Source organism: Cryptosporangium japonicum (assembly GCF_039524755.1).
Lineage (GTDB): Bacteria > Actinomycetota > Actinomycetes > Mycobacteriales > Cryptosporangiaceae > Cryptosporangium > Cryptosporangium japonicum.
The window spans coordinates 78,323-91,571 of the sequence record NZ_BAAAGX010000032.1 but is presented as its reverse complement, the minus strand read 5'-3'; the positions used below and the strand labels follow the sequence as shown (position 1 = coordinate 91,571).

The following is a 13,249-nucleotide window of genomic DNA, read 5'->3' as shown; positions in this document are numbered from 1 at the left end:
GCAGAGTGGGCGGGGATGACCGACCGCTTGGGAGCGCCTCGATGACCGGTGAGCTCACGGATGACCTCGAAAAGGCTCCGCAACCCGGCACCGACCGGCCGCGGCGCACGTGGAGTCGCCGGCTGACCACGTTCGGGGTGGCCTGCGCCCTGGTGATCGGCGCCGCCGCGCTGACACTCGAGGTGGAGGAACAGCGCGACCGCGACCAGCGCAGCCTGATCGTCGCCGAGCAGGAGCGGCTGCAGCGCATCGAGACGGTGCTCACCGCGGACGACGCGATCAGCCGCACCACCACCACCGAGGACGGCGCCCGGGTGTCGACCGTGTTCTCCGCCGAGCACCACGCGGCGATGGTGACGTACTCCGACCTGCCCGACATCGACCCCAAGCAGACCTACCAGATCTGGCGGGTGCGCAACGAACAGCCCCGCTCGGTGCGGGTGCTGGCCGCGGACGCACGGGAGGGCACCGCGCTGGTGCTCGATCTGACCGACGGGGACGCGATCTCGTTCACCGTCGAGCCGGAAGGCGGCTCCGGGCAGCCCACCGGCGACATCGTCGTCGCCCTGCGGCTGAACTAGCTCAAGCGCGTCGGGCGGATCGCGGCCCATTCGAGTGAGTGGCGGATGCCTTCCTCGACCCCGTACTTCGGTTCCCAGCCCAGTAGCTCGCGGGCCAGGCCGTTGCGTGCGTAGGCCCCCACGACGTCCCCGGGGCGGGCCGGCGCGTCGTCGTGCGGCAGGGGTTCGCCGATCACCGCTTCGAACGCGGTGACCAGTTCACGCACCGTCGTGCCGGTGCCGCTGCCCAGGCACACGACCCGGTAGTCGGACACGATGTCGTCGAACCGGCGGAGCCCTTCGACGTGTGCACGCGCCAGATCCCAGACGTGCACGTAGTCGCGGATGCCCGTGCCGTCACGCGTCGGCCAGTCGGTGCCGGTGATGTGGAACGCCACCCGGTCCTCGTAGGACTGCACCAGCTTGCCGAGCGCGTGCGACGGCCGGGCCACCTGGAGACCGGTACGCAGCTGCGGGTCGGCGCCGATCGGGTTGAAGTAGCGCAGCGACAACGTCCGCAGCGACGACGCTTTCGCGACGTCACGCAGCACGTTCTCCACCATGACCTTGGTGGTGGCGTACGGGCTCTGCGGGTCGATCACCGAGTTCTCGTCGACCGAGAAGTCGGCCTCCGTGCCATACATCGACGCCGAGGAGCTGAACACCATCCGCTGCACGCCGTTGCGTTGCAGGTGGTCGACCAGCTCGATCGACTTCGCCACGTTCTCGCGGTAGTACCGCAGCGGATCGGCCATCGAATCCGGCACGACGATCAACGCGGCGCAGTGGATGACCGCCTCGATGTCGGGATGATCGGTGAAGATCCGGTCGATCAGCGCGCCGTCGGCGATGTCACCCTCGTAGAACGGGCGCCCTTCGGTGAACTCGCGCCTCCCGGTGACCAGGCTGTCGAGAACGACCGGCTGGATTCCGCCGTCGAGGCAGGCCGAACCGATCGTGCTCCCGATGAAGCCGGCACCGCCGGTGATCAAGACCTTCACACTCGAGTTCCTTCCGGTGGCCTAAATCGTCGCCGATGGTATCGGCTGCTGACGACGTCTCACGGCGCTGCGGAGAGCCACCACCCGGAATGACGACCTACCGTGGTGTCCCCGGATACTAAGCGTGAAATCAGGGGCAGGCGACCCACTCGTCGGTGCCGTCCTCGAACACCTGGCGCTTCCAGATCGGAATCCGCGCCTTCACCGCGTCGACCAGCTCGGCGCAGAGCGCGAACGCCTCGGCCCGGTGAGCGGTGCTGACTGCGCAGGCCAGCGCGGTGTCACCCAGCCGGAGCGGGCCGATGCGGTGGCTGACCGCGATCGCCTCGACGCCGTCGCGCTCGGCGAACTCGGCGGCGATCTTCTCGAGCACCTCACCGGCGGAGGGATGTCCGGTGTATTCCAATTCGGTCACGGTCCGGCCGTGGTCGTGATCGCGCACCACACCGGCGAAGCCCACCACCGCACCGGCAGCCAGATCCGCGACGGCCTGCTCGTGCTCGGCCACGGAAATCGGAGATTCAGTGACCTGGGCCACCACGACCCGGTGGCCGGCCTCGCGGATGGTCTCCGGCATCGTCTCGCTGCTCATGTGGCCATCCAACCACCGGAACGTCAGTTGGGCATCGGAACGAAGTCGGCCCGGGTGCCACTGGGCGCAGTGGTGTCCGGACGGACGATGACGAACCCGTCCGCACCGGCGACCCCGCGGAGCATCGCCGACCCGGCGTGGGGCAGCGTCACCGCGCCGTCCGGCGTCAGGCGAGCCAGGGCCAGGTGGGTGAAGTTGCCCCGCCCCGGGACGTCGTTGGCGACCACCACCGACGCCAGCGGCGGCAACGGTGCACCGGACAGGCCCGCGATCAGCGGCGCCGCCAGCGTCACCAGCCCGATCACCGCCGACTGCGGGTTGCCCGGCAGCCCGACCAGCCAGCTCGCGCCGGGCCCGGGCAGCCGCGCCGCGAGCATCGGGAAACCAGGGCGCACCGCGACCGTGTCGACGACGTAGGAGGCGCCCAGCGTCGCCAGCGTGGGGTGCAGGTGGTCGACCGGGCCGTGCATCGTGCCGCCGGTGGTGACGACGACGTCGGACCGAGCGGCCGCGGCCCGCACCGCGGTCTCGTGCGCCTCGAGCGTGTCGGCGGCCCGCGTCACCGACACGACCTCGGCGCCGAGGCGGCGCATCCAGGCCGGCAGGGACGGGCCGAGCGCGTCGCGCACCCGACCGGCTCCAGGTGGCCCGCTGTCGAGCAACTCGTCGCCGAACACGACGACTGCGACCCGGGGCCGTCGGCGCACCGCGAGCACGTCGTGACCGCACGCGGCCGCGAGCGCCAGCACGCCCGGCGTCACCCGGACGCCCGGCGGCAGCAGTACCTCGCCGGATGCGGCTTCCTCGCCGGTCGGACGCCACTCCTGCTTCTCCGGGAGCGGTGCGGTGACCCAGGAGCCGTTCTCGACCTCGGAGCTCTCCAGCCGGATCACGTGCTCGGTGCCGAACGGCACCATCGCGCCGGTGGCGATCTCCACCGCCGTGCCCGACACCACCGTGATCTCGCTGGCGTCACCGGCCAGCACCTGGCCGACCAGCCGCCACGGCGCGGGCCCGGCGACCGCGTAACCGTCCACGCTGGACGTGTCGAACGCCGGTAGTGCGGTGAGCGTGACGAGCGGCGTGGCCAGCACGGCACCGTCGGCCTCGGCCAGCGGCACCGGGCGTCCGGGCAGCGGAGTCGTCGCCGAGTGGACGGCCGCTCTGGCGTCGTCCCAACTGATCGGGTCGGTCACGCGTGCCCTCCGGGGTGGTCTCCACCGTGCAGCTGATCGATCGCGTGCGCCAGCACGGGGCCGAGCACGGCCAGCCCGTCCTTGGCGCCACCGCGGGAGCCGGGAAGGTTGACGATCAGCGTGCGGCCGGCTACCCCGGCGATACCGCGCGACAACATCGCCGTCGGGAGCCGGGGCACCGCGTACGCGCGGAGCGCCTCGGCGATGCCCGGGATCTGGTAGTCGAGCACGGCCGCGGTGACGTCCGGCGTGCGGTCGGTGGGGTTGATACCGGTTCCGCCGCTGGTCAGCACGGCGTCGACACCGTCGGCAACGGCTGCGCGCAACGCGTCGCCGACCGGCTCGCCGTCCGGGACGACGACGGGATCGCCGACCTCGAACCCGAGCTCACGCAGGCCGTCGACCAGCAGCGGGCCGCTGGTGTCTTCGTAGATGCCGGCGGCGGCCCGGTTGGACGCCACGACGACGCGCGCGGTGCGGCTCATCGGCCGGCCGGCCGACGCCACGAACCGGTCTTGCCGCCGTCCTTCGCCTCGCAGCGCACGGCCTCCAGCGAGGCCGCCGGGTCGACCGCCTTCACCATGTCGATGAGCGTCAGGCCCGCCGCGGCCACCGCGGTCAGCGCCTCCATCTCGACGCCGGTGCGGTCGGCGGTGCGCGTCGTCACGGTGATCGCGATTTCAGCGTCGCCGATTTCGAAGTCGACGGTCACACCGTGCAGCGCGATCGGATGGCACAGCGGCACCAGGTCGGGTGTGCGCTTGGCGCCCATGATCCCGGCGACGCGGGCGACCGCCAGCGCGTCGCCCTTCGGCAGGCCGTCGCGCCGGAGCAGGCCGATGACCTCGCTCGTCGTGCGCAGGAGGCCGGTGGCCACGGCGGTTCGGACGGATTCCGACTTCGCGGAGACGTCGACCATCCGGGCCGATCCGGCCGCGTCGACGTGACTGAGCTCCGGCATGGCTCCAGAGCTTACTGTCCGTCCCTGGCCACAGCCGCCAGTGGCCTGGTTCGATAATGTCCAGTCGTGAGTGCACCGCTACGCGGGCGGCTGGCCGACGGCCAACCGGTCACCCTGCTCGCCGAACTCGTCGACCCCGCCGAGGCCGAATCCGCGGTCGCGGCCGGCGCGGAAGGCGTCGGTCTGCTGCGCAGCTGGTTCGCCGTTCGTCCGGACGGTTCGCCGCTACCGACCGGCGATCAGCTGAACGGCTACCGACGTGTGCTGAGCGCCTTCCCCGGCGCGCGGGTGACCGTCGAGGCCCTCGATCCCGGGGAACGCCAGGGTGCGTTCGGAATTCGGGGCGTGCGCGCCCTGCAGGCCCGTCCGGACGTGCTGTCGTCCCAGCTCGAGGCGATCGCCGGCGCGATCAGGGAGACCGGCGCGCACGTGGTCGACGTCGGGGTCGTCACCTCGATGGTGAGCGAGCCGGACGAGGCCGCCTGGTTCCTCGAGGAGGCGCGGTACGGCGGGGTGGCGACGGCCGGCGTGCTCGTCGACCTGCCTGCGGCCGCCCTGCTCGCCGGCACGATCCTGCGCACCGCGTCGTTCGCGACGATCGACCTGGACAGCCTGACGCGCTACGCGGTGGCGGCGGACCCGTCGGCCGGGAGCGGCCGCTGGTACGACCCGTGGCAGCCGGCCGGGCTGCGCCTGGCCGAGCTCGTCGGTGCGTCCGGGTCGTTGGCGGGCAAGGAGATCAGCGCACGCGGTGCCGCCGCGGCCGATCCGCTGCTCGCGTGCGTCCTGATCGGTCTGGGCATCACCAGCCTGGTGCTGCCGGTCGACCGGCTCGAGGCGGTGCGCACCGCGCTGGCCCAGCACAAGTTCAGCGACTGCCTGCGCTACGCCGAACTGGCCACCCGCGCCACGTCGGCCGCCGACGCCAAGCGCCGCGTCGACGCCGCGGTGGATCGTTAGATACCGGTCGCGCGGGTGGACGTCACCAACTCGCGCAGCGAGACGCCGGAGCCGATCCGCTGCCAGCGGCGCTGGGTCCAGGCGTGCAGCGTCCAGCCGTCCCTGGTGACCGCGGCCAGCACGCGTCCGTAGCGCTGCGCGACCTCCTGCAGCAGCGTCTGGATCCCGGTCTCGACCTGCACGGCCCGCCCCTGCTGGGCGGGGCTGAGCGGCTCGGTGCGCGCGACGTCGTGCTCGATGCCGCCGAGGCGCTGCGGTAACGCCGTGAGCACCCGGCCGACGGCGTCGCCGAGGGTCAGGTCGATCTCCGGCGGGGCGTACCGGCTCTGGGCGCCCCGGTGGGTGACCGCGAGCCCCCAGCGCAGCCGGCCGCGCGGGTCGACGGCGATCGCGAACTCCGCCCGGGCGTCCACGCCCAGCACCGGCCGGAGCAGCGACTCGACCGGTACGTCGCCGGGCGGCCGGACGAAGTAGACCAGACGGCCACCGGGCCGACCGGCCGTGAGCCGGGCCAGGTACTCGGCCACGACCTCGCGGGGATCGGTCAGGTCGGTGGCCAGGACGCCGTCCCGCGCGAGCGCGCCGATCGAGCGGATGCCGTGGCTGCACAGCCAGTCCACGTCGACGCCGAACGCCTCGGCCCAGGCCACCGCGGTGAGTTCCCGGGGTACCCGCGCGCAGCGCACACCCTGGTCGTTCACGAAGAACTCCACGTCCGGCGTCTTGCCGATCCGCAGGTTCGTGGCCTGGCCACGCCCACCCGGGCCGATCAGCGTCACGACCGCGCCGAGGTGAACCAGCCGGGTGTCGTCACAACCGGAGCAGTACGGGTCCGGTGCCCGCCCGACGCCGGCGCAGCGCGGGCAGTCCGGCGTCGCGACGTCGTCCAGATAGGTGCACGAGCATTCGCGCCACGCGACCCCGGAGACGCAGCGCGCGCAGCGTTGCGTCGGGATCGACGGGCCCAGCCACGGCGGGGTCTTCAAGTCGTCGACGCGGCCGACCACCCGCTCGACGGTCGACCGCACCTGCCCGGTCTGCTGCGCCGCGAGCAGCTCACGCTCCTCGACGACCTGCAGCGCGGAGAGTTGCCAGCGGCCGTCCCGCCAGGTGGCACTGCCGCCGGCCGCACCACCGGCCGTGATCGAGACGGCGGCGACGAGGTCCTCCACCGTCCACGCCGACGTGCCGTCCCCGGCCGGCGGCGGTGCGGCGACCACCCAGTGGCCGGCCGCGGTGGTGGCGCCCTTGGCCTGTTCGACCAGATCGGACGGTGTGTGCGCGAGTAACGACTCGACGAGCGTGGACGTACCCGGGTACCAGGCCTGCCCCTGGCGGGGATGCGCGCCGGGAACCTCATAGGCGACCGACCAGAACCCGTCCAGGAACCGCACGACCAGGTCGAGCCGGCCGGCGTCGGCGGCGCGACGCAGCTCGACCAGCCGCTGCTCGGGATCGGTCTCGGAGCGGACGCCGTCCGGGTAGCCGACGTACAGGTGCCAACGACGACGTCCGGCCCACTCGGCGATCGCGGCCTGCTCCGCGGCGGCCTTCTCGGCCTCCGGCGACGCGGGCGACCAGGTGTCGGGCAGATAGATCGGGGTGGCCAGGTCGTGGCTGGAGAGCGGCCGGTCGAGCATGTCGTAGAGCGTGTCGACACCGACCCGGGTGGCCAGCTCGCCGACGATCGCCGAGAGGTCGATGATCCACCGGCCGGGCCGGGCCTCCCACGGCACCGGCTCGAACGCGCCCGGGACCACCTGCACGGACCCGGTCTGGCCGGTGACCGCGTTGACGACCGTCACCACGCCCTGGGCGAGCAGCGACCCACCCTGCCGACACGGGAAGCACATCACCGTGGTCTCGCCGGTGCCCCGGCAGATCTCACAGTCCGGGTACGGGTCGGAGTCGGAGAGCAGGAGACGGCCGCTCACCAGGAACTCGGTTCCGTTGTGCCGACAGGCGCACGGAGCGATCCTGAATCCGAGACCGTCGCACGCCGGACAGGCGATCAGCGCGGGCTCGACCGGAGCGGTGTCTGTCATGGAGCCTCTTCGGGTTGCCTCGACCCTGTACTTCACACTCGCGGAGCGTGTCTAGCGAGCGCTTCACGGTAGCGTTTGTACCGCCGTTGCGGGAGAGGTATCTGTTAAACATTGCCGTACGTTTGGCAACCGTCGGAATAATCTCCGCTTAAGTCCCGCTTTGAACTTTTCTTAGTTTTAGACGCCATTAAGGTTTATCGGCCAGTCAAAGCCCAGTTCCCTCGTCGGCGCCCACCAACCCCTGCACGACACCGTGACAAGGTTGTGTCAACTGACGGGCGTCCACGTTTGACCAGGCCAAGCCGGGAAAAACTCCTCATATCGGGTCGAGAGGAGCAGGGGATGTCCGGCCTACCGAAGAATCACAAGCTGGGGAAGGTGTACCGCTACGGCGGTGGCCTCACCGGAACGGCGCTGCTGGCGTTCGGCGTCCTCGGCTTCGTCAACAAACTCGATTTCTTCTCCACCTCGGGTAAGGAGATCGCCGGCCTATCCTCGAACGGGGCGCTGTCGTTGATCTCCGTGGTCGTCGGCGTGTGCCTGCTCGGGTGCGCCGTGGTCGGGGGCAACACCGCCTCCTGGGCCAACTCGATCTTCGGCTGGGCGTTCATCCTGAGCGGCCTGGTGAACCTGACGATCATGCGGACCGACCTGAACTTCCTGGCGTTCCGGATGACGAACGTCATCTTCTCGTTCGTGGTCGGCACGGCCCTGATCACGTTCGGCATGTACGGCCGGGTGAGCGGGGCGCTTCCGCCGGACAACCCGTACTGGCGTGAACGCCACGGCCTCCCGCCCGAGGTGCAGGAGGGCGAGGACCTGGAGATGGAGGCGCTGCTCGGCGGAGCCACCGACGGCGACCGCGGCATCGACCCGCAGAACATGGCCGGCCTCGCCAACCGCACCGAGACGACCTCTCCGGCCCCGGTGTTGTCGGGTGGTCCGATCCTCGGCGGAGCGCCGAAGCAGCAGTAGCGGCTCGTCCGAGGCCCCGCTCCCCGTCGTGGGAGCGGGGCTTCTTCACGTCCCCGCTCGCTCGGCGAGGAGCCGGCGCGGAGTCAGGCCGGTCAGGGCGCGGATCTCCCGGGTGGCGTGCGACTGATCGGCGTACCCGGCGGCGGCCGCGGCCGGCCCGAGACCCGCGTCGGCCCGGTTCAGGAACTGGTGCAACCGGGCGACCCGCTGCAGGGTCTTCGGACCCAGCCCGGTCTCGGCCCGCACGAGGCGGCGGAGGTGGCGAGGTGAATAGCCGGCCCGCTCGGCGATCGTGTCCACGGACGGGGCGCCGGGAGAGGTCAGGGCTTCCACGATGCCGACCGTGGCCTTCTCCGGCCGGAGGTCCCGCCACGAGCGGGGAACGCCGTCCCACACCTCCTCGGCCAGGCGGCGAGCAGCCCGATCACCGAGAAGCGTGTCCAGGCCGAACGTGCGGTCGGTCAGCTCGTCGGCGTCCAGCCCGAAGATCGTCCGCACCGCGTAGGGCTCGATCCGGAGACCGACGATCCGCGTGCCGGCGACCAGGCGGGGCAGTTCGACCTTCGTCGACGGCCCGACCAGCACGGCGCGACCGTCCGCACGCACGAGGACGTCCGCGCAGTTGTCCGGCAGCACCCGCTGGACGTGATCGGTGCCGCTGATCTCCTGGCTCCACCCGCAGCGCACCACGTGCTCGAGCCCCGGCACCGCGAACTCGCGGTAGGAACCATGGCCGGTTCCTTCAAGACCGGGCGGCGCCTCGACGGCAGAGTGGTCGGCATGGAACAGAAGCTGAACGTCCTCACGCTCGGCGTCCGCGACCTGGACGCCAGCCGCCGGTTCTTCGTCGACGGGCTCGGCTGGAAGCCGCACCTCGACGTGCCCGGCGAGGTGATCTTCCTGCAGGTCGGTCACGGCCTCCTCCTCTCGCTGTGGGACCGCGAGGCGATGGCGGCCGAGGCCGGCGAGTTCTACCGGGGCGGCGACCCGATGCCGATCACGCTCGGACACAACGTCGACAGCGAGGACGAGGTGACCGCCGTACTCGATCGTGCCACCGCGGCGGGAGGTTCAATCATCGCTCCGGCCACCCGTCGCGACTGGGGCGGCGTCTCGGGCTACTTCGCCGACCCGGACGGCTTCCGGTGGGAGGTCGTCCACAACCCGGGCTTGGCGTTCTCCCCCGACGGCACCATCACGATCGCCCCGCCGCCAGAATGACCCCGTGGATCCTTCGTTCGCCGAGCTCTACCCGGACGTGGTGGCGGCAGGTAGCCTCGCGTCCGCGCTGGAGCAGGTAGCCGCCGGTCTCGGGCTCGACCTGGGTGAGGTGCAGTTCGCCGACCCGATGGTGCTGCTCGAGTGGGCCGGTGTGCCCAACGTGGTCCCGGACGGCCGCCCGCTGTGGGTGCGCACGACGCCGTTCGAGCGGGTCTTCGAGATCGACGGGCGCTCACCCGACGGCGAGCCGCTCCGGGGCCGCACGTCCGATCTGAGCGAGGTGGCTCGCGCCGCTGCGTCCTGGCGCAGTGGCGCGCGGCTCGCCGAGATCCGGCAGGTCGCCGCGTTCGTGAACGCCGCTTAGACGCCGGTGCTCATGTCGACAAATCGACTGAAGTGACCCTGGAAGGCCACGGTCACCGTGTCGGTGGGGCCGTTCCGGTGCTTGGCCAGGATGAAGTCGGCCTCGCCGGCGCGCGGCGACTCCTTCTCGTAGTAGTCCTCGCGGTGCAGTAGCAGCACCATGTCGGCGTCCTGCTCGATCGAGCCGGACTCACGCAGGTCGGAGAGCTGCGGACGCTTGTCGGTGCGCTGCTCGGGGCCACGGTTGAGCTGCGAGGCGGCGATCACCGGCACTTCGAGCTCCTTCGCCAGCAGCTTGAGGCCACGGGAGAGTTCCGCGACCTCCTGCTGGCGGGACTCGACCTTCTTGTTGCCGGTCATCAGCTGCAGATAGTCGATGACGATGAGCCGCAGGTCGTGGCGCTGCTTGAGCCGGCGCGCCTTGGCCCGGATCTCCATCATCGTCATGTTCGGCGAATCGTCGATGAACAGCGGCGCCTCGCTGACCTCGCCGATGCGCCGGGCCAGCTTCGTCCAGTCGTCCTCGGAGAGCTGGCCGGAGCGCAGGTGGTGCAGCGGTACGCGGGCCTCGGCCGAGAGCAGACGCATGGTGATCTCGATCTTCGACATCTCGAGCGAGAACACCGCCGCGGTGAGGTGGTTGCGGATCGACGCCGAACGCGCGACGTCGAGACCGAACGTGCTCTTACCGAGACCGGGCCGGGCGGCGACGATGATCAGCTGGCCCGGGTGCAGGCCGTTGGTCAGCCGGTCGAAGTCGGCGAAGCCGGTCGGGACACCGCTCATGATGCCGCCGGTGGCGCCGATCGCCTCGATCTCGTCCATCGTCGGCTGGAGCAGCTCCTCCAGCACCGTGTAGTCGTCGCTGGTGCGCTTCTCGGTGACGTCGTAGATTGCCTGCTGCGCCATGTCGACGACGTCGTCCACCTCGCGCCCGGCGCCGGCGGCCGACCCGTAGCCGAGCTGGACGATGCGGGTGCCGGCCTCGACCAGGCGGCGGAGGATCGCGCGCTCCGAGACGATGCGTGCGTAGTACGCGGCGTTGGCCGCCGTCGGCACCTGCTGGATCAGCGTGTGGACGTACGGCGCACCGCCGACGCGGGCGAGCTCGGCGCGGTCGGCCAGGGCGGCCACGACCGTGACCGGGTCGGCGGGCTCGCCGCGGCCGTACAGGTCGAGGATGGTGTCGAAGACGAGCGCGTGGGCGGGCTTGTAGAAGTCGTTCGAGCGCAGGATCTCGACGACGTCGGCGATCGCGTCCTTGGAGAGGAGCATGCCGCCGAGCACGCTCTGCTCCGCGGCGAGATCCTGCGGAGGGGTGCGATCGAAGTCGCTCGGCGCCGAGTACGCCTCGACCTCATCGGTGACGGCCACACGCGTCCCCTCCCCCGGCAAGCTGTTCACCTCATGTCGTACCGGATGGGTCCGACAGTTCGGTGGGACGACCTTAAGAAGCCGGGGCGCTAGTGAACAAACCGGCCTGTGCACAGGGCTGTGGATAACCCGGTGGAAAACTGGGGGTAACTCTGTGTGGTAGCTGTGCAGGACACTGTGAACTGAGCGACCTGAACGCCGTTCGCATGGCCGCTGACCAGCAAAAAAGGCAGTCCACCGGGTGTGGACGGCAATTAGTCGTCCCATCGGTGTCGCGGTTGGTTACTGTGCGTACGCCTTCACATCACTGCATACACGTTCTATCCACAACCGCGGTTCAGCGGCCACGCTCGGCCGGCGCCAGCACGATCCGGCGCGCGACGTCCCGGGTGATCGTGTGCACAGCCGCGAAGCCCGGCTCGCCGTCCTCGGCGACCGGCCGCAGACGCGACCACCGCCGCCAGTGCCGACGCAGCGTCCGCTCGGGCACTTTCCGCCCGCGGATACGCTGCCCGTCCAGCGATTCGGCCAGCGAGACGTTCAGCCAGAGCAGCATCGCCGGACGACGCGAGAGGCGCGCGAGGAGTCCCAACAGGCGACGGGCCCAGCCGCGGGTCGCGGTGTCGTGGAGCACGATCGTCTTCCGGCCGGGCAGCGCCAGCAGTAAACGGATGTAGTGCTCGAGGTACACCAGCGGACGCCAGAACCGGTAACCGCGCCGACCGCCGAGCAGCCGCTCCCAGCGGGTCCGGATGTCCTCCGGATCACGGACGCTGAACACACCCCGCGGCGACGTGACGCGCAGCCGGTGCAGCAGCGTGCTCTTGCCCGCGCCGGGCACCCCGCCGACGACCACGAACGCCCGGTACGGCAGATCGAGCCGGGACGTCTGGCTGGGATCCGGATCGGCCGGATCGAGCCGCGTCGGACCGCCACGGGACGCGGCACCGCGCCGCGGGACCCGGGCGGCGGCCGGTACGGGCTCCGGCAGCGTGTTCAGGTCGGGCGTGGGGGTAGGAGGGGCGAAAAACAGGGCGGATGAAAGAACGGCGGTCCCGACTCTCATGCTTCAGTGTGCACACGCCCAGGCAAGAATTTGCTGAGGGAAGTCGCCACCCGGACAGTCACGGCAGCCAGGACAGGTGATCTTTCAGCACGGTGTAACCGACGAACGCGACGACGTCGATCAGCCAGTGTCCCAGCACCAGCGGCCAGAGCCGGTTGGTGCGCTGCCAGAACCGGCCGTAGACCAGGCCCATGATCACGTTGCCGAGGAAGCCACCGAAGCCCTGATAGAGGTGGTAGGAGCCGCGCAGGACCGCGGCGGAGAGCAGTGAGGCGTTCTCCCCCAGGCCGAGCTGGCGCAACCGGGTGATGAAGTACCCGACGACCAGCACCTCCTCGGCCCAGGCGTTGGCCAGAGCGGCGAGGATCAGCACCGGCGCCCGCCACCAGACGTCGTCCAGGGCCGCGGGCACGACGGTGAGGTTGATCCCGATCGCGCGGGTGATGAGGTAGAACCCGAGGCCTGGCAGCCCGATCAAAGCGGCCAGGCCCACGCCGCCGGCGAGGTCACCGCGGATCCGGTCGCGGTCGAGGCCGATCGCCCGCAGGCCGATGCCGGAACGCCACAGCAGGTACAGGCCGAGACCGCCCCAGACACCCAGTTGCCCGGCCGACACCAACTGGTAGGCGAGGTCGATCAGGTTCGCCGCCGCACGCGACACGTTCAACGCGACGGTCTGGTCGGCCAGGCGTTGGGGCTGCAGCAGCGAGTCGAGCAGCGAGAGCAGGCTGCGGACGCCGGAGAGCCCCAGCGTCAGGGCGAAGACCAGGAACACTTCGAGCCCGAGGGCGCGCCGCTCGGCGGGGTCGGTCACCACGAGCGGCTCCGCCGGCCGAGCGGGCGCGAGGATGGTGCGCACGCTCACGCTCGCAGGCTACCCATCCGCGCCGCGTTGCCCGGCCGCGACCGGTCCCACTCGAGCGCGTTCCGGCGCG

The 13,249-nt window shown here is 70.9% G+C and carries 15 protein-coding genes; 5 read left to right on the top strand and 10 right to left on the bottom strand.

Annotation, left to right across the window (positions count from 1 at the left end):
* Positions 1-41 precede the first annotated feature (41 nt).
* Positions 42-581 carry an anti-sigma factor gene (locus ABD437_RS34955; protein ID WP_344653250.1) on the top strand — a complete coding sequence of 180 codons (540 nt, stop codon included), beginning with the start codon at positions 42-44 and terminating at the stop codon, positions 579-581.
* Here the strand turns inward: ABD437_RS34955 and galE are convergent.
* The 5 genes from galE to moaC all read right to left on the bottom strand — a co-directional run bounded on the left by galE (position 578) and on the right by moaC (position 4,310).
* Positions 578-1,561 (bottom strand): UDP-glucose 4-epimerase GalE, encoded by a 984-nt coding sequence (gene galE / locus ABD437_RS34950; protein ID WP_344653249.1) that lies wholly within the window; start codon positions 1,559-1,561, stop codon positions 578-580. The genes ABD437_RS34955 and galE overlap by 4 nt on opposite strands.
* 130 nt (positions 1,562-1,691) lie before the next feature.
* Positions 1,692-2,138: a molybdenum cofactor biosynthesis protein MoaE gene (locus tag ABD437_RS34945; protein ID WP_425558314.1), complete on the bottom strand. Its 447-nt coding sequence runs from the start codon at positions 2,136-2,138 to the stop codon at positions 1,692-1,694.
* A gap of 38 nt (positions 2,139-2,176) precedes the next feature.
* Complete coding sequence (locus tag ABD437_RS34940; RefSeq protein WP_344653247.1) at positions 2,177-3,349, bottom strand: molybdopterin molybdotransferase MoeA; 1,173 nt, start codon at positions 3,347-3,349, stop codon at positions 2,177-2,179.
* A complete protein-coding gene (locus ABD437_RS34935; protein WP_344653246.1) occupies positions 3,346-3,834 on the bottom strand; it encodes a MogA/MoaB family molybdenum cofactor biosynthesis protein in 489 nt (162 codons plus the stop codon). The genes ABD437_RS34940 and ABD437_RS34935 overlap by 4 nt, the downstream gene beginning before the upstream one ends.
* Positions 3,831-4,310 (bottom strand): cyclic pyranopterin monophosphate synthase MoaC, encoded by a 480-nt coding sequence (gene moaC, locus ABD437_RS34930; protein WP_344653245.1) that lies wholly within the window; start codon positions 4,308-4,310, stop codon positions 3,831-3,833. Before moaC ends, ABD437_RS34935 begins: the two co-directional genes overlap by 4 nt.
* A 66-nt stretch (positions 4,311-4,376) precedes the next feature.
* Between moaC and ABD437_RS34925 the strand changes: the two genes are divergently transcribed.
* Positions 4,377-5,270, top strand: a complete 894-nt coding sequence (locus ABD437_RS34925) for a putative PEP-binding protein (protein WP_344653244.1) — start codon at positions 4,377-4,379, stop codon at positions 5,268-5,270.
* On the opposite strand, the gene ABD437_RS34920 is transcribed toward ABD437_RS34925, so the two are convergent.
* Positions 5,267-7,204 carry a hypothetical protein gene (locus tag ABD437_RS34920; RefSeq protein ID WP_344653243.1) on the bottom strand — a complete coding sequence of 646 codons (1,938 nt, stop codon included), beginning with the start codon at positions 7,202-7,204 and terminating at the stop codon, positions 5,267-5,269. The genes ABD437_RS34925 and ABD437_RS34920 overlap by 4 nt on opposite strands.
* Positions 7,205-7,657: 453 nt before the next feature.
* On the opposite strand from ABD437_RS34920, the gene ABD437_RS34915 reads away from it, so the two are divergent.
* Positions 7,658-8,290, top strand: coding sequence for a DUF4383 domain-containing protein (locus ABD437_RS34915; RefSeq protein WP_344653242.1), 633 nt, complete (start codon positions 7,658-7,660; stop codon positions 8,288-8,290).
* Positions 8,291-8,335: 45 nt separating this feature from the next.
* Here ABD437_RS34915 and ABD437_RS34910 read toward each other — a convergent pair whose 3' ends face one another.
* Positions 8,336-8,998 (bottom strand): helix-turn-helix domain-containing protein, encoded by a 663-nt coding sequence (locus ABD437_RS34910; RefSeq protein ID WP_344653241.1) that lies wholly within the window; start codon positions 8,996-8,998, stop codon positions 8,336-8,338.
* Between the two features lie 72 nt (positions 8,999-9,070).
* On the opposite strand from ABD437_RS34910, the gene ABD437_RS34905 reads away from it, so the two are divergent.
* Both ABD437_RS34905 and ABD437_RS34900 read left to right on the top strand, forming a co-directional pair.
* On the top strand, positions 9,071-9,511 hold the full coding sequence (locus tag ABD437_RS34905) for a VOC family protein (protein ID WP_344653240.1): 441 nt from the start codon (positions 9,071-9,073) through the stop codon (positions 9,509-9,511).
* A gap of 4 nt (positions 9,512-9,515) precedes the next feature.
* A complete protein-coding gene (locus tag ABD437_RS34900) occupies positions 9,516-9,875 on the top strand; it encodes a hypothetical protein (RefSeq protein WP_344653239.1) in 360 nt (119 codons plus the stop codon).
* Here the strand turns inward: ABD437_RS34900 and dnaB are convergent.
* From dnaB to ABD437_RS34885, 3 genes are all read right to left on the bottom strand, one after another.
* Positions 9,872-11,248: a replicative DNA helicase gene (gene dnaB / locus ABD437_RS34895; RefSeq protein ID WP_344653238.1), complete on the bottom strand. Its 1,377-nt coding sequence runs from the start codon at positions 11,246-11,248 to the stop codon at positions 9,872-9,874. The two genes, ABD437_RS34900 and dnaB, sit on opposite strands and share 4 nt — an antisense overlap.
* A gap of 337 nt (positions 11,249-11,585) precedes the next feature.
* The gene (locus ABD437_RS34890; RefSeq protein ID WP_344653237.1) at positions 11,586-12,314 is read right to left on the bottom strand and encodes an AAA family ATPase; all 729 of its coding nucleotides are present in this window, start codon (positions 12,312-12,314) and stop codon (positions 11,586-11,588) included.
* A gap of 58 nt (positions 12,315-12,372) precedes the next feature.
* The gene (locus tag ABD437_RS34885) at positions 12,373-13,179 is read right to left on the bottom strand and encodes a CPBP family intramembrane glutamic endopeptidase (protein WP_344653236.1); all 807 of its coding nucleotides are present in this window, start codon (positions 13,177-13,179) and stop codon (positions 12,373-12,375) included.
* Between the last annotated feature and the right edge of the window lie 70 nt (positions 13,180-13,249).

Bases quoted from the DNA above. Each gene is read 5' to 3' on its own strand.
- ABD437_RS34955 (WP_344653250.1), top strand. From the start codon at position 42: ATGACCGGTGAGCTCACGGATGACCTCGAAAAGGCTCCGCAACCCGGC.
- ABD437_RS34945 (WP_425558314.1), bottom strand. From the start codon at position 2,138: ATGCCGGAGACCATCCGCGAGGCCGGCCACCGGGTCGTGGTGGCCCAG.
- ABD437_RS34935 (WP_344653246.1), bottom strand. From the start codon at position 3,834: ATGAGCCGCACCGCGCGCGTCGTCGTGGCGTCCAACCGGGCCGCCGCC.
- moaC (WP_344653245.1), bottom strand. From the start codon at position 4,310: ATGCCGGAGCTCAGTCACGTCGACGCGGCCGGATCGGCCCGGATGGTC.
- ABD437_RS34915 (WP_344653242.1), top strand. From the start codon at position 7,658: ATGTCCGGCCTACCGAAGAATCACAAGCTGGGGAAGGTGTACCGCTAC.
- ABD437_RS34905 (WP_344653240.1), top strand. From the start codon at position 9,071: ATGGAACAGAAGCTGAACGTCCTCACGCTCGGCGTCCGCGACCTGGAC.
- ABD437_RS34890 (WP_344653237.1), bottom strand. From the start codon at position 12,314: ATGAGAGTCGGGACCGCCGTTCTTTCATCCGCCCTGTTTTTCGCCCCT.